This is a genomic window from Dysosmobacter welbionis (assembly GCF_005121165.3).
GTDB lineage: Bacteria > Bacillota > Clostridia > Oscillospirales > Oscillospiraceae > Oscillibacter > Oscillibacter welbionis.
Map to the genome: position 1 here is coordinate 974963 of NZ_CP034413.3, position 17544 is coordinate 992506.

The window sequence follows — 17544 nt, forward strand, 5'->3', positions numbered from 1 at the left end:
CTTTACGGCAAGCGCCCATAGCGGTAGAAATGGGACTGCCAATAGCTTGAATTTAAGTTCGCATAAGAGATCGGGTCGCCACAGTGGATCATCATATTGTTGCCAACATAGATACCCACATGGCTGACACCTGGGGTATCATACGTTCCGGTGAAAAACACCAGATCGCCCGGCTTGACGTTGGCAGAGGATACGGGCGTACAGATATTGCAAAGCCCCTGCGCGCCCAGTCTGCCCACATCCCAACCGGAATGATTGATGACCCAACTGACGAAGCCCGAACAGTCAAACGAGGTGGAGGGGCTGCTGCCGCCCCAAACGTAGGGGTAGCCGAGATACTTTTCCGCTTCCTTGATGATAGCGGCGAATACCTCATCGTCCAGCGCCTCCGGGGGAATGTCGTAGTCGGTATAGCTGCCCTCCACATACTTGCCGATGTAGCCTGAACCGGGGAACAGGTCGGGACGGTTGCCGAGGGTGGCCATATAGGTGGCGTACATTCCGAGCTGTTCTTCGCTCATAATGTAGACGGGAACATGGGAGAGATTGAAGTTTTCCAGCGTGACCGTGCAGATGTAGTAGTCATACGGCACCTGATAGGTGTCCGTATGGGTGTTGCCGTCCGCGTCTGTCCATGTGTCGGTTTCTGTGCGGTAGCGGGTTTCCACCACCACATCCTCGGTCAAAATGTACTGGCGGTCAAAGAGCATCTGGAGCGTACCCTGCACCTCATCCAGCGTCCATTCCCCTTGATGCAGCGCCGTAATCATGGAAATGAGTACATAGGGGTCATGCTCGATGGTGTCTAGATCAAAGTGGTACTCATCGTAGTCATGGGTGCTTTCGTAGGTGTCGAGGTAGCGCTGAAGCTCTGCCTCCATTTCGCAATACTGCGCTTCCGCACCCAGCATATCGGTGTCCTGCGACGGATAGGTACTGGCCGCGATCCCGGAGCCGACGCCATCCATTATCACCGAGCAGGAGGACAGGCCGTTGAGCAGAAATGCCAGCATCAGCAGAATTGCGGCGGCAATGGCAAAGCCGCGCCGGTGTTCCCACACATATTTGCCCGCTTTCTCAGCCTTTTCAGCGGCTTTTTTCGCGGCCTTGGCGGTATTCTCTGCCGCCTTTGCCGTAGTCTGCGCCGCCTGATTGTGCTTGGCAGCGGCATACTGCTTTTTGATGGCCTGCTTCTGCTGCCACTTGGAAACGGGATTGCTGGTGGGGCTGTCGATCTCTGCTTTCTTCTGGAGCGCGTCAAGATTGGCTCGTTCCAGCTTTTTCTCTGCACGGATGGCAGCACGATAAGGCTTGAGCTGATGGGCGCGGTGGGCAGACTGCACCAGCCGCCCGCCGCTCTCCACGGCTTGCTCTACCTTGTGCGCGGCCTCTACGCCTACATTGTCATCCTCGCTCTGCCGCACCTCCCGGTGAACCTGAGAGAGAACAAAGTTGGCGGGGGCATCCCGCACGGCATGGGTCAGCTTTGAGGGCGGCTTTTTCTTATCCACTTCCTCAAAACGGAGCTGCGTTTTGACCTTGCCGGTGGCCGGATCAAAGCCGCGTTCCCTTTTGACCACGGTTTTCTTGGGGATTTTCGCCTGCGCCTTATCCGCCTTGGCCTCCGCTTTTTTCACCCGCTTGATGGGCTTTTCCAGCTTCGGCTCGGCAAGATCGGCGTCGGAAAACTGCAAACGCGGTTCTCTTTTCATGCCGACGCCACCTCTTGCGGTTTGGTGGTCATGACGCGGTACAGCTCGGTGTCCTTCGGGAAGTGGTCAATGAAGGGCAGGATCGTGTTGCCGTAGAACAGCAGCCCCTCGCCCTCGCCGGAGTGGGTCACATAAGAAAGCTGATGCGGCGAAATGTTGAGCTGCTTTGCGAGAATCTGCCGGTCGCCAGCGGCCTGATTGAGCATATAGATGAAATCGCTGTTCTCAAAAATGTTCTCAACCTCGCGGCTGGATAACAGGTCTTTGACATTTTGCGTGATCCCGGTGGGGATGCCGCCCCATTTGCGATAGCGCTTCCAAATCTCGACACTGTACGAGGCCGTCTGTTCCTCCTTCAAGAGAAGATGGAACTCGTCAAGATAGTAGCGGGTCGTTTTATGGGCGGCGCGGTTGATGGTCACACGGTTCCACACCTGATCCTGCACCACCAGCATCCCGATTTTTTTGAGCTGCTTGCCCAGTTCCTTGATGTCGTAGCAGACGATGCGGCTATTCACATCCACGTTCGTGTGATGGTTGAACACATTCAGCGAGCCGGTGACGTAGATTTCCAAAGCAGTGGCGATGTACTGCGCTTCTTTTTCATCCTGCGCACGGAGGGCGTTATACAAGTCCTCCAGCAGCGGCATATTCTCCGGCTTCGGGTCATTGAGGTAGTCCCGGTAGACGATGCGAACGCAGCGGTCGATGATGGTCTTTTCCACAGGGGCAAGCCCATCCTTGCCTCCGACGATCAACTCGCACAGCGACAGAATGAAGTCGGATTTCAGGCTCAGCGGGTTATCATCGTCGCTGTAATCCAGATTCAAGTCCATCGGATTGATGTAGCAGGGCGAACCGTCGTAGCCCTTGCCGGTGGGCGACAGCTTAATGACCTGACCGTGCAGACGCTCCACCAGCGGCGTATATTCGCCCTCCGGGTCACAGATGATGATGTCATCCTTGGGGCAGATGAGAAACGCATTGGTGATCTCACGTTTTGCCGAAAACGACTTGCCGCTGCCGGGAGTGCCTAAAATCAGACCGTTGGGATTTTTCAGCAGCTTCCGGTCTACCATGATGAGGTTGTTGGAAAGGGCGTTGATGCCGTAGTACAGCGCCTCCGAACCGTTCTGGAACAGCTCCTGCGTGGTGAAGGGGACGAAGATCGCTACGCTGGAGGTGGTCAAGCCCCGCTGAATCTCGATCTGATTCAGCCCCAGCGGGAGACTGCTCATCAGTCCTTCCTCCTGCTGGAAGTCCAGCCGGGTCAGCGCGCAGTTATATTTCTGCGCGATGCTGGAGGTCTGGAAGATGTTGTTGTCGAGCTGCCGGGGCGTGTCCGCTGTGTTGAGAATGAGGAAGGTCAGCAGGAACATTCGCTCGTTGCGGGACTGCAAATCCTGCAACAGCTTTTTGGCCTCTGCGCCGTAGGTAGCAAGGTCGCTTGGAATGATGTCCATGTCGTACCCGGCGCGGACGGCTTTTTTCTGTTCTTCGATTTTGGATTTGTCGAGATCGGTGATCTTGCGCTTGACGGTCTTGATGGCGTTGACCTGATCCACAGACTGCACATGGAGATTGACGAGGACGCTGCTCTCCATATCCAGAAAATCCGCCAGCATCCGGTCGTTCAGCTCCGGTGCCAGAATCTGCACGAAGCTGACCGCGCCCAGCTTTTTGCCCATACGAAACTGCCTGCCGGTCTTGAACTCAAAGGAGCTGGGCGCGATAAAGTCCTTAGTGGACAGCCCAGAGGGAGCCAGCCAGTCCCACGAAAAGCGGAACGGTTCCTGCTCGTCCATCCGCAGAATGTCGTGCATGACGTGCAGGCGCTCAAAGCCGTTCAGCGGCGCAGCCACAACGCCCAGCCGCTTGAAGTTGTTCAGGAGGTCGGTTTCGATGCGCTCCAAACGGGGCTTGGCAGCGCGGAGGTTGTCGGCCTCAACGCCGAACGTGAGATACTTGGTCTTAATGAGGCCGTTGTTGCCGCGGGCAAGCTGATTTTGCAGCATACCGGCGTACTCGGTGCGGATGCCGTCAAACTCGTCCCCGCAGGGCGGAATGGAAATGCTCCGTGCAAAGGTTTCCTGCGAAGCCGAGAGGTTCACAAAGGAAAGCTGGAATTGCACGGAGCTGTCAAAGTAGTTCAGGAAATCGCACCACGCCTCAAAGATGGCGGTCTTGTCCTCGTTCTGCGAGAGCTGGTAGTTGATGTCCTGATACTGGATCGTTTTGGTGTAGCGCGTGTCGGTCACACGGCAAATACCGTCCGGCCACATACGCTGATACGGGATGCTGTCCTGCGCCGATTTTTCTTTCTTATCCGTTCGGTTCGCTCTTGCGATGGCGGCTTCGATCTGTTTTCGTTCGGCGCGGGTCAGCTTTTTCTTTTCGGACAATTTGATACACCTCCCGGTCTAACTGGTTTTGCCGCTCCAAAACGGCATAGAAATTGTTGGTCTTATACGGGCGCTGCTTCGGCCTCTGGAAACACACGCGGTAGATGTTGCGGATGACGACCTCCAACGGCTGACCGTTCTTTTCATACATGGCGAACAGCATAGCCGGGATCATCACCACCATCATCACCATGGCGGCGGGGCTGGTGCCGATGCTGCCCTTGAGCAAGAAGAAAAGCGGTACGCCGATGAGCGCGCCGCTTCCGAAGCAGATGAGCTGTCGTTTCGTGAGGTTGAATAATACCTTGGTCTTAACTTTGGTTAAGTCCTTTGGGACGTTGACATAGGCCATAGAAATCCCCCTTTACAAGAGCTTTTCATATCGAAGTTTCATCTGCGCCGGGTACAAAGCGGAGGCGGGCTTACGGCTGCCTGTCCAGCATTTGCCGCCTGCCAAGCCTGCGCAGCTCCAACCAGCGGCGCGGAGACTGCTGCCGCTCTCGCTATCCAGCGTATAGGTGATGATCTTGCGGTATCCCATTGCCTTTGCCGCCCGCGCGGATGCGGCATAAAGGATGCTACAAGCGTTCTTCTCACCGGTGGTGCAAAGACGATTGACCTCCAATGTCCAGCCATCATCCAGATACCGGCTCACAGGACGGCCTACGATTGCAACACCGACAAGCTCTCCATCCTTGGCACAGCCGATGGAAAACTTATGTCCAGCAGTTGCCTTATGGTGCCGGTGATGCGCATTGACAAATGCGTTCGCTGTTGCAAGCGCGACGGGCGTGAGTGTCAGCATGGTATCACCCCCGTTAATGTGCATTGAACACGGACTTGGCAAGGCTGCTCGTTTTGAACAGGCAGAAGCACAGCAGCACCGTGTAGCCCATGCAAGTCCAGATGGCGTAGATGATGTCATCCACAAGCGCGATATTCTGCACCAGAACCGCGTAAATGGCAACGCAGACGATAATCAAAAACGCTTGGAAGCCCAGCGCCAGCAGGGAACGGATGTAATTCTGCCCCATGCCGCCCCATTCCTTGCCCATCATGGTCGCCATTGGGATGGGGGCAACAGAGGTGACGAGATATATTTCAATCATTCTTCCGAATGTGATAATGAAAATGCAGATGGTCAGCGCCCACATGGTAATGCCAACGAACAGTGACTGGAACCACAGGCCGAACAGTGGCCCCAGCTCCATTTCCATCAGCCGATCCTCAATGCCCACCATGACGCTTGAAATGTTGATGCTGGTGTCGCCGATAATCAGCCCGGAGGCGCTGGCAACGACGCTTTGGGCGGCATCGAACACGCCCATCACAATCGTCCATGTGTTTGTTACAATCAGGACAGCGGCAGCGGACTTGAACGCCCACTTGAAGAATATCCATGTGTCCATGTCGTTGAGGTTATTTTTGTCGGTAATGAGCTGGATCAGTTCCAGCGTCATCACAAAGGCGAGAATTGCGCCTGCGATGGGGACGATCACGGTTTCCGACAGGTTTTGTATCATGCTGAAAATGCTGCCGTTCCATGCCTGCGGCGATAAGCCCACCTGACCGGAGATCTCGGCAACCTTTTGATTGGTTGCATCGAACATCCCGGACAGATTGCTCACGATACCGCCGATGAGCATTTCTTTCAGCCATTCCGTGATCTTATCCCATAAGAAATCCATAGGGTTGCCCTCCTTTCGGGAGGATGCCGCCAGAAAGCGGCACCCTCCGTGGATTTATGGGAAGCAAACGAGCTGCCGATTAGCCGAACAGACCGGACAGCAGCGGCACGAGGGTAATGCCGATTAGCGCCACGCCGCCGCCCGCCATAAGCTGCTTCATGCCCTGAGATTTTGCTAATGTGTGATAAAGAAGCATTAGAAGTGTAAAAAATTTTGCCGTTCCTATCCGGCACTTGGCCATTGTGTCGGATAGGTCGGGCGGTTATTCGGGCAAGTCAATCTTGCCGACAAAGCTGTAATAAATCTCAATGTCCTGCCTGCGGGTGCCGTTCTCGTCGTAACTGCACTCATGCACCACGATTTTCTCTACCATTTCCCGCAACAGGGTGGGGGTCAGTTCTTCAAAGGCAAGGTGCTTGCGGACAATGCCCATGAATTTCTCGGCGTTGACGGTGGCGGCCTGCGACTTGTCCAGTTCAGCTTGCAGGGCTGCGGCTCTCTTTTTCAGTTCAGCTTGCTCGGCTTCATAATCAGCCGACAGTTCCATGAAACGCTCGTCGCTGATTTTGCCGTTTACATTGTCCTCATACAGCCGCTTGATAATCCGGCTCACTTCGGCAATGCGTTCCTGTGCCTGTTCAAGCTGCTTGGTGGCTGCGGCGGTCTTTCGCTTGCCGCCGATCTCGTTCTGCTGGACAAGCAGTTTCACAAACCGGCTCTCATGCTTGGCTGCGTATTCGGTCACTTGCCGAAGATTTGCCAGGACACCGGCGGTCAACAGGTCGGTGCGGATAAAGTGCGCCGTACAGTCGCGGGTGCGCTTCTTGTAGCTGCCGCAGATGTAACAGTCCTGCTTGCGGTCTTTGTTCTGATACCGCTGCTGATACAGCACATGGCCGCAGTCGGCGCAGAATAAAATCCCAGAGAACAGCCCCACTTCATCATAGCGGTTCGGGCGTTTGCGCTGCTTGCGTAACTCCTGCACACGCTCCCATGTTTCCATGTCGATCAGCGGCTCATGGTGGTTCTCAAAAATGGCCTGCTTCTCAATGGGGTTCTCTACGCTGTGCTTGACCTTGTAAGAGGGCTTTTCCGTCTTGAAGTTTACCAGACAGCCGGTGTACTCCCGATTTTCAAGGATATGCACGACGGTGTTTGTCGCCCACTTGCACTCATAGCCGGGGTGGTAACGGCGGGTGCTGCCTGTCCGCTGATATTCCAGCGTCCCCGGCGTGGGGATTTGCTGCTCCGTCAGCATACGGGCAATCTTGGTCGGGCCGTTCCCGGCAAGGCAAAGCTGGTAAATCTGCTGTACCACCGGGGCGGCTTCCTCGTCTATGATGAAGTTTTCGTCCTCGTCCATCACATAGCCGTAAACCGGCTTGCTGGTAACGGGCTTGCCGCTCATGCCTTTTGACCTTTTTACTGCCTTGATTTTCTTGCTCGTATCTCTCACCAGCCATTCGTTGAACAGATTTCGCAGCGGGGTAAAATCGTTGTCCATGCCGCCGTTTGCGCTGTCCACATTATCGTTGACAGCGATAAAACGCACACCCTTTTGAGGGAACAGCATTTCCGTGTAAAACCCCACTTGCAGGTAGTTTCGCCCCAGCCTTGACATATCCTTGACGATAACGGTTCCCACTTTTCCGGCTTCAATGTCTGCAAGCATAGACTGAAAGCCCGGTCTTTGGAAATTTGCCCCGGAATAACCGTCGTCGGTGTACCAGCGCAGATTGGTAAAGCCGTTCTGTTTTGCGTAGGCTTCGAGTATCCTTTTTTGGTTCGATATGGAATTGCTCTCTCCTTGCAGTTCATCGTCTTTGGATAATCTCGGATAAAGGGCGGTAATCAGGTTTTGGGTGGCTTGTCTTAACATAAAATCCTCCGTTTCCGACAGCCAGCCCCACTATTCCGTATTTTTATCATACCACATGGGGCGGCTGTCTGTATAGCGGCAAAAGTGTAAAATCTGCTTCTTTATAGTTTATAAAAAAGAGCGTTCTTTTCATAGGGATTATCATGAAAAACGGTAATTGAAAATCCCTTTACTTCATGCTATAATACGAAAAGCGTTACCAGCGACGATAATGCGGGATTTTGTCTGCAATTCATTGAAGGAGGTACAGGCATGAAGTTTGAAAAAATTGATTGTGGCAACGGAATTGCGGTTGCCGTATCAAGTGACAGCATGATTATTACTGATGTCGATTCTGCGCTTGATTTGCTTATGTCTGCCAAATACGAAGCAGGCACAAAGTATATTGTCGTGGATAAAAAGAACATCATTGAAGATTTCTTCATTTTGAGCAGCGGCTTGGCGGGAGAAATTCTTCAAAAGTTTATCAATTACGGTGGAAAAATCGCTATATACGGGGATTTTTCACATTACACCAGCAAGCCGCTGAAAGACTTTATCTTTGAAAGCAATAAAGGGAAAGATGTGTTCTTTGTTGCAACAAAGGAAGAAGCAATTCAAAAATAAGTCAAAGCATTTAGTGGATAAAATCCCCATATCGGATAGTTGTGTATTAACCCAACGCGAAAGCGGCCATGTCAAAGCATGGCCGCTTTTTCCATGCCCCCGGCTCATGCCGGATAAGTCGGCTTCTGTGTAGCAGCGGCTTCGGCTTGCAGCACTTTTTCCATTTTGTCGATGGCAGTTTCGGTGCTGTCCTGCTTGAAATAGCCGGACACCACAAGGACAGAGTTGCCCATGCGGATTTTCGTCACGCAGTCGGGGCGGCGGGGATTGGTTTTTGTGGTCTGTTCGTAATCTGCCATAGGCTACTCCTTTCACTCATTCATCAGATTTTTCAGCCGTTCCAGCTTGGCTTGTGCGGTTTCCCTGCGGAAGTTGCCGCCCGTAAAACGGACAGGGGCGCACATTTCCAGCAGCCGGTCATAGATACGGGCATAGGCGGTGTCGGTTGGGTTCTGGATTTGCTGCAAGGTCAGGTTGGTGGTGACGATCAGCGGCCTGCGGCTGCGGTATCGGCTGTCTATCACGCTGTAAACCTGTTCCAGCCCGTAGGCGGTGTCACGCTCCATGCCAAAATCATCAAGGATAAGCAGCGGATAGCGGCAAAGCCGGGAAATGTATTCGTTCCTGCCCTCGAAGCTGGCGGCAAGGTCATTGAGGATAGCGGCAAAGTTCGTCATGCGGACAGGGATTTTCTGCTCCATCAGGGCGTTTGCGATACAGCCCGCAAGGTAGCTTTTGCCGGTTCCCACACCGCCCCAAAAGAGATAACCGATGTTCTCGGCCTGCATGGTGTCCCAATGCTCCGCATAGAACCGGGCAACGGCGGTCTGGGGGTTCCTGCCGTTGTCGTTTTCAAAAGTCCAGTCCCGCATGGCGGTATCGGAAAATCCCCGGCGTTTCAAGTCCTCTACGGTGTCAAGGTGTCTGCGCTGCTGTTCGGCGGCTTCACGCTCAATCCGCTGCGCCCTCTGGCAGTCGCACTCTGCCGGGTGGCGGTCAAGCCCGAAAAGCGTCTTGCCCTCTGGGAAATAGGCTTCTTTGGGCTTGCGGCATTTTCCGCAGTACAGCAAACCGTCCTCGCCTGTGTAGTCGCCGCTGTCCGGCTCGGTATCCGGCAGCAGATTGATATTCTCGATTTTGTTCATAAACTTTCTCCCTCCTTGCAGGTGTAGTCCGGGACACCCTGTTTCGGGGCGTCCTTTTTGTCATTCTCTGCCCATATCCGCAGGGCGGCGGCATAGTTCTGGTAGGTTCTCCCGTTGGCGGCAAGGTAGCGGCTCATTTCCTCAATGAGCCGTTCCAGTCTGTCCGGGAACTCGGCTTTCAGTTCTGCATACTCGGCTTCGGTCAGAAAAACATTCTCATATCTGCCAAACGGTTTGTGCGGCTCTCCACTCACTCCCATTGTTTGGTTTTCTATCAGGTTGTTTATAGTAAGGTTGTTAGGGGTCGGTTTTCCGACCGTCATAAGGTCGCTTTTCCGACCATCAGTAGGTCGGTTTTCCGCACTTATGAGGGTCGCTTTTCCGACTGTCATAGGGTCGGAAATCCGAACTAATGGCGGCAGCTTCACATACAGGCGGTTGGCTGCGGAAAATCCCGCCCGTTTCCGTTCCAGAAGTCCGGCTGCGTCCAGTTCGTTCAAGGCGGCTTTGATGGCGGTCTGCCCCTTATCCAGCATTTCGGCAATCTCCGCTATGGGATAGACAATGAATGTCCTGCCCTGATCGTCCTGCCAGCCGTTCCGCTGTGACAGGGTGGTGCGGTCTAACAGCAGCGCATAGAGCAGCTTGGCGGTCTGGGAAATGTCCATTTTCAGCAGGAACCGGGGATATGGCAGGTAGGGCGGCAAGCCTGTGTCCAGCCCTACATAAATGGTTTCCTGCGTGTTGTCCGGCTTCATGGCTTCGCCCGCTTGGAGCGAAACGGCGGGCACTCGATGATCATAGCCCGGAAACTCTGCTTGCAGGTGCGGCGGCACTTGCGGCAAAGAGGATTGTAGGTGATACGGTTGCGCTCATTGAGGAAGAACGCCCATTCTTCCTTGCGCTTCTTGCTCATTCTCGGCATGGCGGCTCCTTTCTGCCGTTTCTATCGATGTAACCGGATAGGCGGCGTTTGGTGTATGATTTCGGTGTCATTTTCGGGGATTTTCCTCTCTGTATGCCCCTTGAAAAAGGCAGGTGGTATTGCGGATAGGGTCAGATATAGGGAACGCTTTTGTGCGGTTTCGGTATCATTTCGGGGTGGAGTTCAGTGGTCAATTTCCCATAGCAAAGGGGTGTCCAAAATGGAACCCCCTTTCCGGGTAGGGGTGGAACAAAACGGAACACCCTTACCGCTCCCAATCCCGACGCACCTCTTTTGTCCGTTCCTGCCGGAGCATGGCGGCAAGGTTGGATTTGACCTTTTGCAGCTCGGCGGCTCTGGCTTTCTGCTCCCGGTACTCGGTGTAAATCCCGTTTTTCTCGGAAATCAGGGCTTCATTTTCCGCTTGCAGCTTGGAAACGGCGGGCAGCTTCTTTAAGCCCTGTTGCCGAAAATACCGCACCGCCGCTTCATACAGCGTCAGGTCTGCATGAAACGCTTCCCGGTATCGTTCCGGCTTCTTGGCAGTTTTCAGCCCGTCATGGGCGGGCTTGGTTCTGCGGTAAACGCTGATCTGGTGCATGAGTTCCTTGTTGGCGGTGATTCTGGATTCCAGTTCTTTCAGCTTTTCTCCGGCGGCGTGCTGCCCGGAAATGGCGGCTTCCAAAGCTGTGTCCACTTCTTCGGGGCTGGCAAAACCATGCTCGGAAAGGAAATTCATGGTCTTTGCCATCTGTTTGAGGTTAAAGGTTTTTGCCCAACGCTCATAACCGATACCTTTTCCCTCGGCTCGCTTGGCGGCTATATCTACAAGCCGCTGCGGGCTGTCAGGGTTCGGGGTGATTTGGGCGGGTTTTGTCCGCTGTATGCCCTTAGTAAGCTGCGGCTGGTGTTCCTGTCTGTCCTGCATCTTTGCGGCTGCTCTATGGGCGTTCTGCTGGAAAACAGCAAGGACAGCGGCCTTGTCGAAGTCCGTCCCCAGCTTCCGGGCGGTGATGGGCTTTGTTCTGTCCGGCGTGAGATAGGACAGCCGCCCCCGGCTCTCCTTAACGGTCACGCCCTCCCGCAACAGGAGAGCGGAAAACTCGTCAAAGCTGGCGGCGGTGGCAAGGGCTTGGCGTATGGTCTGCCGCAAACGGCCTTTGTCGGTTTCAAACTTGGTCTGTCGGGGTGCGATACCCTCGGCAAGCAGCACAGCGTTTTCCTTGTCCAGCTTGGCTTGCCCCTTGCGCTTCGCCCAGTATTCACGCTCGGTCACTTTGTTTCGGCTGCCGTTCAAGAGGTCGATCTGGTAAAGCCCCTCCCGGTGGCACATCTCCATGACTTCGCTGCGGAAATACCGCATGGCGGCTGCGGTACAGCGGTGCTTGTTCCCGGCTCTGGTGTCGCTTGCCCTGTCCATGTAGGGCTTGCGCTCCACCTCGGCAATCCGCAGACTGTTGATGACAATATGCACATGGATATTGCCGCTATGGTTGTGCCCGTCCGGGTGGGTACAGACAAGGGCTTGGTGTCCGGGAAAATGCTCTTTGCAGTAGGCCAGCCCCAACGCCTGCGCCCGGTCTACGGTCAGGCCATTGTCGGCTGCGTCCCGTGGGTCAAAGCTGATGATATAGTGGTGGCTCTTGATGTCCTCCCGTTTGCTGTTCTTGCCGTACCGCAGATTTGCCCGGATACATGACAGGGCAAAATCTTCCTCCCCGCAGTTCAGCGTGTCCAGCCGGTAGTCCTGCCGGGGAATGAGCCGCCCGGCTTCATCAAGGGTGGGTTTCATGGTAAACTCGTCATGCTCAAAGGTGAGATAGGCTTCGGCGGCTCCGTAGTCGGCATTTTTAGAGCTGATATGCTTGATCGTTGCCATAGGCTTCACCTATCACTTTCAGCACCTCGAATTTGAGGGCGGCAAGGTCGGAAACAGCGGCTCTCACCTCACTGGACAGGGCGTTGTAGGGTGCGCCGTATTCGTTGAGATACCGGGCGATCTGGTTCAGGTTGCTGCCGATTTTCCCGTACTGCGCCACAAGGGAAGATATGGCGGTGAGCATTTCTTCGCTGTGGGCAGTCACCCGGATAACAGGAGAAATCCGGCTGTAAAAAACGGCTTGCCGGATATACTCGGACTGGCTCATGGAGAGGGCGGCGCATTTGTCCTCAAAGGCTCTGCGCTCGTCCTCGGTCAGACGGGTCTTGACAACACATTTCCGCTTGGGGGTGTTGTAGGTTTTGTGTGGCATGGTGGCTCAACTCCTTTCAAACTGCAACGGACAATTTTTATCTAAAACACAAGTATTGGGGCAAGTTTTTTCAGCGGCGCAAGCCGCAAAAGGCGGGTTTGGGGTGGCAACCCCAACAAGTATCTGACCGGGGGACAAATGAGCGAAAAGCGAAATTTGGTACACTGGTCGATACTTGCTCTCCGTGACTGCAAACTTTCTCTCACTTCCGTCCGCCACTTTTTTGGAAAACTGCAACCACAAAAGTTTGTTTCTCTTTTTCTGCTACTACTAATCCTGTAAAGGGCATTCCTGCCCGCTTTCGCTAAAATGACACCGGACGCAGTGGTTTCTACCCGGTGTTGGAGAAATCCTTTCTCTTTGCCCTCTACTACGGGTAAATGCTCCAAATGCCAAACACCAGGGCAGAAAAATTCCCTCCTCGCTTACTACTACAACCGGCAGGGGGCAAAATGGCCGGGAGCGGAGCCGGACAACAAAAAAAGCAGTAAATCTTTTTCAAGACTTACTGCTTTCGCTGGCCGCGTCGGTGGCGGCTGGTATTCAGTTTTTATGACTTGTCCGGTGGTTCGTCAAGCCGGAACTTGAATTGACAGTCAATTAACCGCTGCTTTACATAGTCCTCCACCTCGGCGTTGACCTGCCCGTTCACTTTTGAGAAATAGCGGATATATCCGGCGTAGTGGAGCAGGACAGCGTTCACGGCTTCTGGGTCGCCCTCACGGGCTTTGAGGATTGTTTCATAGGGGAGAAGTCTACTCATACCGGCTCACCCCCATTTCTTCGCGTAGCCGCTGCAAGGCAAGCTGGATATGCCGCCCCGCTGTGCTGCGTGACCGGCCAATACACGCGCCGATCACGCGCTGCGGCTGGCGCAGAAAGTAATAGCGCAGGATTTCTTCCCGCGTCTGCTCCGGCAAAACAGAGATCGCGTCGGCAAGGGCGGCGTTGCAGAGCAGGACGGTCTGACCGCAGACGGTAAATGGGTATTCCTCGTCCGGCTCCGACGCGGCAAACTGGACAAACTTCTCGTTCATCAGATAGTCAAGGGAAACTTGCCGTTCCCATTGCCGTTTAAGCTTCAAAATCTTGTCCAAGGCGGCACAGCGGATAACAGTCTTGCAAAAGGCGTTGTACCTGCGCTGGATATATTCTTGATAGGCTATCTGGTCGGTCATGGAAATTCCCCTTTCTGAATAATAGTGCGGGGCGGTGGCACTTCTTGCTGTCGCCCCTTGATTGCCTACCAGCAAAGGCGGGCGGGGCTGTCAACGGCTGCGCATATGCGCCGTTCATCTTGACCGTTGACTGGCTCGGCTGGGTTTGCTATTTACCCGACAAACTTGAATTTATTTTAAGCTATCACGTTTTACCTTCTTAAGCCTTACTATCATTACCATAGGAATTTCTTTGTTGGTTTTAAAACATTCTTCATAAAATCCATCAATGACAAATCCAGCTCTAAAACAAAGGTTAAAAATATCTTGTATGGAACGATGATAATAAATCTGCTCTTTCGGTTGCCCTTCAATCGCTATATCATAGTAACTGTGCGGTGTCATATATTTTTCAGTCAACGTGACAAAACAAGGGTGTTGCGTTGCAAAGACAAAAATTCCGCTTTCCTGCAACAGTTCATAAACAGCCATAAGAAGTGGTTCAATATCCGTAATATCCATAATTGCCATATTAGAAACTGCTTTCGTAAAGGCTCGATTTCTTTTTAATTCTAATATACTTTTTCTATCGGTCGCATCCGCCACACAAAATTCAATTTGTTTTGCATATTGTGATTGCCGTCTTTTAGCCAATTCTATCATTTTTTTGCTGTAATCAAAAGCGACAACCGAAGCGCCTCTTTGTGCAAGATACGAAGAATAATTTCCATTGCCACACGCAATATCCAAAATGTAATCCGCAGGATTAGGAGATAGAAGTTCCGTTACTTTGGGACGCACTACCTCTCTGTGAAATTCATTAGATTCGTCACCCATTGCATTATCCCAAAATTGTGCGTTCTCCTCCCAGATTTTTTTACTTTCCTCTGTTCCCATGTTCTCTCCCACTCCCCAAATTTGCTTTTTTGCTTCCATTAAATCTTCCTTACTATATTCCATTGTTACCCTCCATAACTTCTGATTGTTGCCGTCTTGACGATTATGTATCTTTACATTACCTTCTGAAACATATGGCGCACCTTGTCCAGGCGGCTGTTTGGACGGCGGGGCTGGATGACCGGCTGACCGACAGCGGCCTGATATCCTTTCAGCTCTGTAAGGCATACGCTCCGCCCGTTGGTGTAAAAGGCCAGATCAGTACGGTATGCCTGTATACAGCGGGCGGGAATCTCGCCAGTAAAGACAACTTCATCCTTTTTTACCTGGGCCGTTTCGATGGTGGCACAGTATTTCGGTGCATCATGATAAGCCCTGGAAAGGTATTCCTGGGGCGCATAGAGGATGAAGGAGAGATAAGGTTCCAGCAGCTGCGTCCCCGATTCCTTCAATGCCTGTTCCAATACAATCGGGGCCAATGAGCGGAAGTCCGCCGGCGTGCTGACCGGACTGTAATAAAGCCCGTATTCAAAGCAAATCTTACAGTCCGTTACGTTCCAGCCGAACAAGCCCTGCTCCAGCCCGTAACGGATACCATCCCTGACAGCGTTTTGAAAACTCTGGTTCAAGTATCCCAGCGAAACCCGGCTCTCGTATTGTACACCGGAGCCAAGCGAGAGTGGTGTAACAGACAGTCCTATGGATGCCCAAAACGGGTTGGGCGGCACCTCGATATGGATGGTGTGGCTGGCTGCTTTGAGCGGCCGCTCCATATAAATGACGGAGGGTTCCTTTACCACTGTTTCAAGCTTGTATTTTTCCGACAGCAAAGCGGAAACAACCTCCAACTGCACCCGGCCCAAAAAAGAAAGAATGATCTCATGGGTGATGGAATCCACTTCGCAACGCAAAAGCGGGTCAGTATCCGCAAGTTGCGTAAGAGCGTCCAGCAGCCGTTCTCTTTGCGCTGCCGTTTTCGGCGCAATCGTCGTCCGCAGCATGGGGAGGGGGTCCTCGCGCCACCTTTTACGAGGGAGCCGGGTTTGGTCCCCTAATACATCGTTTAACCTCACGCTGTCGCTGGGAAGGATAACAATTTCACCCTGATAAGCGGTGTCTGTCCGAACAATTTCCCCTTTGGATGGAATACGCATCTCTGTGATTTTCAGCTTTTCTCTCCCGGCCAGGGCCACCGTATCCCGCAGGCGCAGCGTTCCGCTGTATAACCGTAGATAGACACGCCGCTGGCCGCAATCGGTGTACTCAACCTTGAAAACGCTGCCGCATAGGGCGGCGCCCCCCTGTTCCCCCATCGGTTGGAACAGCCCTGTCACCGCATCCATCAACGGTTGAATGCCAAGGCCATTTTTGGCGCTGCCATGATAGACTGGGAACAGGGAGGCGTCTTGAACCCGCTGCTGTTCCTCCCGCGCAAGTTTTTCCCGGCTGATTGGTTCTCCTGCGATATACTTTTCCAATAATTCATCGTTATTTTCGATGACCGCATCCCATGCTTCTATGTCGGTATTTTCCTCCAGGACTATTTCCGGGGACAGCGACACCGTCTGCTTGATGATAATATCGGCGGAGAGCTTATCCCGAACAGACTGAACCACGCTCTGCAAATCAACGCCAGCCTGGTCGATCTTGTTGATAAAGATAACGGTGGGAATGTTCATTTTCCGCAGGGCATGGAACAGAATACGGGTCTGGGCCTGCACGCCATCTTTAGCGGAGATCACCAAGATGGCCCCATCTAAAACAGCCAAAGAGCGGTACACCTCCGCCAAAAAATCCATGTGGCCGGGCGTATCCACAATGTTAACTTTACATCTGTGCCACTGGAAGGAAGTGACTGCCGCTTGAATGGTAATCCCACGCTGCCGCTCCAAAAACATGGTGTCCGTCCTCGTTGTCCCTTTTTCGACGCTCCCCGGTTCTGAAATGGCTCCGCTGGCATATAGCAGGCTCTCCGTCAAGGTCGTCTTTCCAGCGTCTACATGGGCAAGAATTCCAATATTGATTATTTTCATGTGATTGTCCTCCCTTTACAGCCCCAAAGGGCATAAAAATCCCCAGCAGTAAAATACTTTTACCACTGGGGATTATAAGTTGCGGACATACACATATACAGCATACACCTGTTTGTGATTGCTGTTTTTGGGGATATGTCAAAATTGATAAGGCAAAAGTATTCTTAAATTGGGTACAAAAAACTAAGCCCCTACAAAAGGAGCTATCATAATCCTTTGTTCCCACTATTTGATTATAGTTTTATTTAAGAATACCTTGCCGCATATTTTTTACTCCTTTTCTGGATTAAATCATTGTATCACATCAGTTTTAGGAAAGCAAGTACCTAAAAGAAATTTTTCTTCCCCTTATATGTAACAATCATACCGGCTTCCTAGCGTTCAGAATGTTTTCTGCTGTCTGCTGTGGTGTTTGGTTGGAATTGTCCAACCAAAAGCCGATCCGTGGTGTTGTCTGCATTTTACTAAATACAAATTCAATGTATACAGAAAGATATAAGGAGTGGGAGGGATTCCGCCGTAGTTGGCATTGTAGGAAAATCCAAAAGTTTAGATTTTCCCACAATGCTTATCTTTTGGTCTTTGGTTCGGAATAGTGTAGTGCTGGCGGTCTATCTCTTGTTTTCGGTTGCTTGCTTCCTTACCGTACATGAGCATTGGCGCCGGGATTGTCATTACCATAACCTTCCAGCAGATTGATCGCACCCCAAATGCCGAGGCCAGCGCCCAGCGCCACAACGAGGGTCTGAAGAACACCAACAGCAGAATTAAAGAAAGCCATAAATAGTACCTCCGAAAAATATGTTTTTTAGATTTTGGAGGGTACATTTCTCCCACGAAGTTTCATC

The 17544-nt window shown here is 52.6% G+C and carries 16 protein-coding genes and 2 pseudogenes; 1 reads left to right on the forward strand and 17 read right to left on the reverse strand.

The annotated features are described in order from the left end of the window. Nucleotides 1-2: 2 nt before the first annotated feature. The 7 genes and pseudogenes from EIO64_RS05100 to EIO64_RS05130 all read right to left on the reverse strand — a co-directional run bounded on the left by EIO64_RS05100 (nt 3) and on the right by EIO64_RS05130 (nt 7681). The gene (locus EIO64_RS05100; protein WP_136890939.1) at nt 3-1712 is read right to left on the reverse strand and encodes a C40 family peptidase; all 1710 of its coding nucleotides are present in this window, start codon (nt 1710-1712) and stop codon (nt 3-5) included. Next, a complete protein-coding gene (locus EIO64_RS05105) occupies nt 1709-4114 on the reverse strand; it encodes a VirB4-like conjugal transfer ATPase, CD1110 family (RefSeq protein ID WP_181446424.1) in 2406 nt (801 codons plus the stop codon). Before EIO64_RS05105 ends, EIO64_RS05100 begins: the two co-directional genes overlap by 4 nt. Then, the gene (locus EIO64_RS05110) at nt 4035-4466 is read right to left on the reverse strand and encodes a PrgI family protein (RefSeq protein ID WP_007883202.1); all 432 of its coding nucleotides are present in this window, start codon (nt 4464-4466) and stop codon (nt 4035-4037) included. The genes EIO64_RS05105 and EIO64_RS05110 overlap by 80 nt, the downstream gene beginning before the upstream one ends. A gap of 12 nt (nt 4467-4478) precedes the next feature. Continuing rightward, nucleotides 4479-4919: an XF1762 family protein gene (locus EIO64_RS05115; protein ID WP_136890941.1), complete on the reverse strand. Its 441-nt coding sequence runs from the start codon at nt 4917-4919 to the stop codon at nt 4479-4481. A 13-nt stretch (nt 4920-4932) separates the two neighbouring features. Further along, the gene (locus EIO64_RS05120) at nt 4933-5802 is read right to left on the reverse strand and encodes a VirB6/TrbL-like conjugal transfer protein, CD1112 family (protein ID WP_021633196.1); all 870 of its coding nucleotides are present in this window, start codon (nt 5800-5802) and stop codon (nt 4933-4935) included. A 79-nt stretch (nt 5803-5881) separates the two neighbouring features. Then, a pseudogene (locus EIO64_RS18990) lies at nt 5882-5977 on the reverse strand (Maff2 family mobile element protein); the annotation flags it as partial. 87 nt (nt 5978-6064) lie between these two features. Further along, nucleotides 6065-7681 carry a recombinase family protein gene (locus tag EIO64_RS05130; protein ID WP_118101863.1) on the reverse strand — a complete coding sequence of 539 codons (1617 nt, stop codon included), beginning with the start codon at nt 7679-7681 and terminating at the stop codon, nt 6065-6067. Between the two features lie 252 nt (nt 7682-7933). Here EIO64_RS05130 and EIO64_RS05135 point away from each other — a divergent pair, with 252 nt between their 5' ends. Continuing rightward, nucleotides 7934-8287: a DUF4180 domain-containing protein gene (locus EIO64_RS05135; protein ID WP_136890943.1), complete on the forward strand. Its 354-nt coding sequence runs from the start codon at nt 7934-7936 to the stop codon at nt 8285-8287. A 104-nt stretch (nt 8288-8391) separates the two neighbouring features. Here EIO64_RS05135 and EIO64_RS05140 read toward each other — a convergent pair whose 3' ends face one another. From EIO64_RS05140 to EIO64_RS05185, 10 genes and pseudogenes are all read right to left on the reverse strand, one after another. Further along, a complete protein-coding gene (locus EIO64_RS05140) occupies nt 8392-8586 on the reverse strand; it encodes a transposon-encoded TnpW family protein (protein WP_087988643.1) in 195 nt (64 codons plus the stop codon). 12 nt (nt 8587-8598) lie between these two features. Then, on the reverse strand, nt 8599-9432 hold the full coding sequence (locus EIO64_RS05145) for an ATP-binding protein (RefSeq protein ID WP_087988642.1): 834 nt from the start codon (nt 9430-9432) through the stop codon (nt 8599-8601). Continuing rightward, a complete protein-coding gene (locus tag EIO64_RS05150) occupies nt 9429-10268 on the reverse strand; it encodes a replication initiator protein A (RefSeq protein ID WP_248059082.1) in 840 nt (279 codons plus the stop codon). The genes EIO64_RS05145 and EIO64_RS05150 overlap by 4 nt, the downstream gene beginning before the upstream one ends. 354 nt (nt 10269-10622) lie before the next feature. After that, nucleotides 10623-12236 (reverse strand): relaxase/mobilization nuclease domain-containing protein, encoded by a 1614-nt coding sequence (locus EIO64_RS05155; RefSeq protein WP_136890944.1) that lies wholly within the window; start codon nt 12234-12236, stop codon nt 10623-10625. Next, a complete protein-coding gene (locus EIO64_RS05160; RefSeq protein ID WP_008980720.1) occupies nt 12208-12609 on the reverse strand; it encodes a plasmid mobilization protein in 402 nt (133 codons plus the stop codon). The genes EIO64_RS05155 and EIO64_RS05160 overlap by 29 nt, the downstream gene beginning before the upstream one ends. 550 nt (nt 12610-13159) lie before the next feature. Further along, a complete protein-coding gene (locus tag EIO64_RS05165) occupies nt 13160-13372 on the reverse strand; it encodes a helix-turn-helix domain-containing protein (RefSeq protein ID WP_002586615.1) in 213 nt (70 codons plus the stop codon). Further along, a complete protein-coding gene (locus EIO64_RS05170; protein WP_005876001.1) occupies nt 13365-13862 on the reverse strand; it encodes a sigma-70 RNA polymerase sigma factor region 4 domain-containing protein in 498 nt (165 codons plus the stop codon). The genes EIO64_RS05165 and EIO64_RS05170 overlap by 8 nt, the downstream gene beginning before the upstream one ends. Before the next feature lie 96 nt (nt 13863-13958). After that, the gene (locus EIO64_RS05175) at nt 13959-14726 is read right to left on the reverse strand and encodes a class I SAM-dependent methyltransferase (protein ID WP_002586626.1); all 768 of its coding nucleotides are present in this window, start codon (nt 14724-14726) and stop codon (nt 13959-13961) included. 50 nt (nt 14727-14776) lie between these two features. Continuing rightward, a complete protein-coding gene (tet(W), locus tag EIO64_RS05180; protein WP_136890945.1) occupies nt 14777-16696 on the reverse strand; it encodes a tetracycline resistance ribosomal protection protein Tet(W) in 1920 nt (639 codons plus the stop codon). Nucleotides 16697-17348: 652 nt separating this feature from the next. Beyond that, nucleotides 17349-17477: pseudogene (locus EIO64_RS05185) on the reverse strand (Maff2 family mobile element protein); the annotation flags it as partial. Nucleotides 17478-17544 lie beyond the last annotated feature (67 nt).

Coding starts and splice junctions, on each gene's coding strand:
- EIO64_RS05100 (WP_136890939.1), bottom strand. CDS start 1,712: ATGAAAAGAGAACCGCGTTTGCAGTTTTCCGACGCCGATCTTGCCGAG.
- EIO64_RS05110 (WP_007883202.1), bottom strand. CDS start 4,466: ATGGCCTATGTCAACGTCCCAAAGGACTTAACCAAAGTTAAGACCAAG.
- EIO64_RS05115 (WP_136890941.1), bottom strand. CDS start 4,919: ATGCTGACACTCACGCCCGTCGCGCTTGCAACAGCGAACGCATTTGTC.
- EIO64_RS05120 (WP_021633196.1), bottom strand. CDS start 5,802: ATGGATTTCTTATGGGATAAGATCACGGAATGGCTGAAAGAAATGCTC.
- EIO64_RS05130 (WP_118101863.1), bottom strand. CDS start 7,681: ATGTTAAGACAAGCCACCCAAAACCTGATTACCGCCCTTTATCCGAGA.
- EIO64_RS05135 (WP_136890943.1), top strand. CDS start 7,934: ATGAAGTTTGAAAAAATTGATTGTGGCAACGGAATTGCGGTTGCCGTA.
- EIO64_RS05140 (WP_087988643.1), bottom strand. CDS start 8,586: ATGGCAGATTACGAACAGACCACAAAAACCAATCCCCGCCGCCCCGAC.
- EIO64_RS05145 (WP_087988642.1), bottom strand. CDS start 9,432: ATGAACAAAATCGAGAATATCAATCTGCTGCCGGATACCGAGCCGGAC.
- EIO64_RS05155 (WP_136890944.1), bottom strand. CDS start 12,236: ATGGCAACGATCAAGCATATCAGCTCTAAAAATGCCGACTACGGAGCC.
- EIO64_RS05160 (WP_008980720.1), bottom strand. CDS start 12,609: ATGCCACACAAAACCTACAACACCCCCAAGCGGAAATGTGTTGTCAAG.
- EIO64_RS05165 (WP_002586615.1), bottom strand. CDS start 13,372: ATGAGTAGACTTCTCCCCTATGAAACAATCCTCAAAGCCCGTGAGGGC.
- EIO64_RS05175 (WP_002586626.1), bottom strand. CDS start 14,726: ATGGAATATAGTAAGGAAGATTTAATGGAAGCAAAAAAGCAAATTTGG.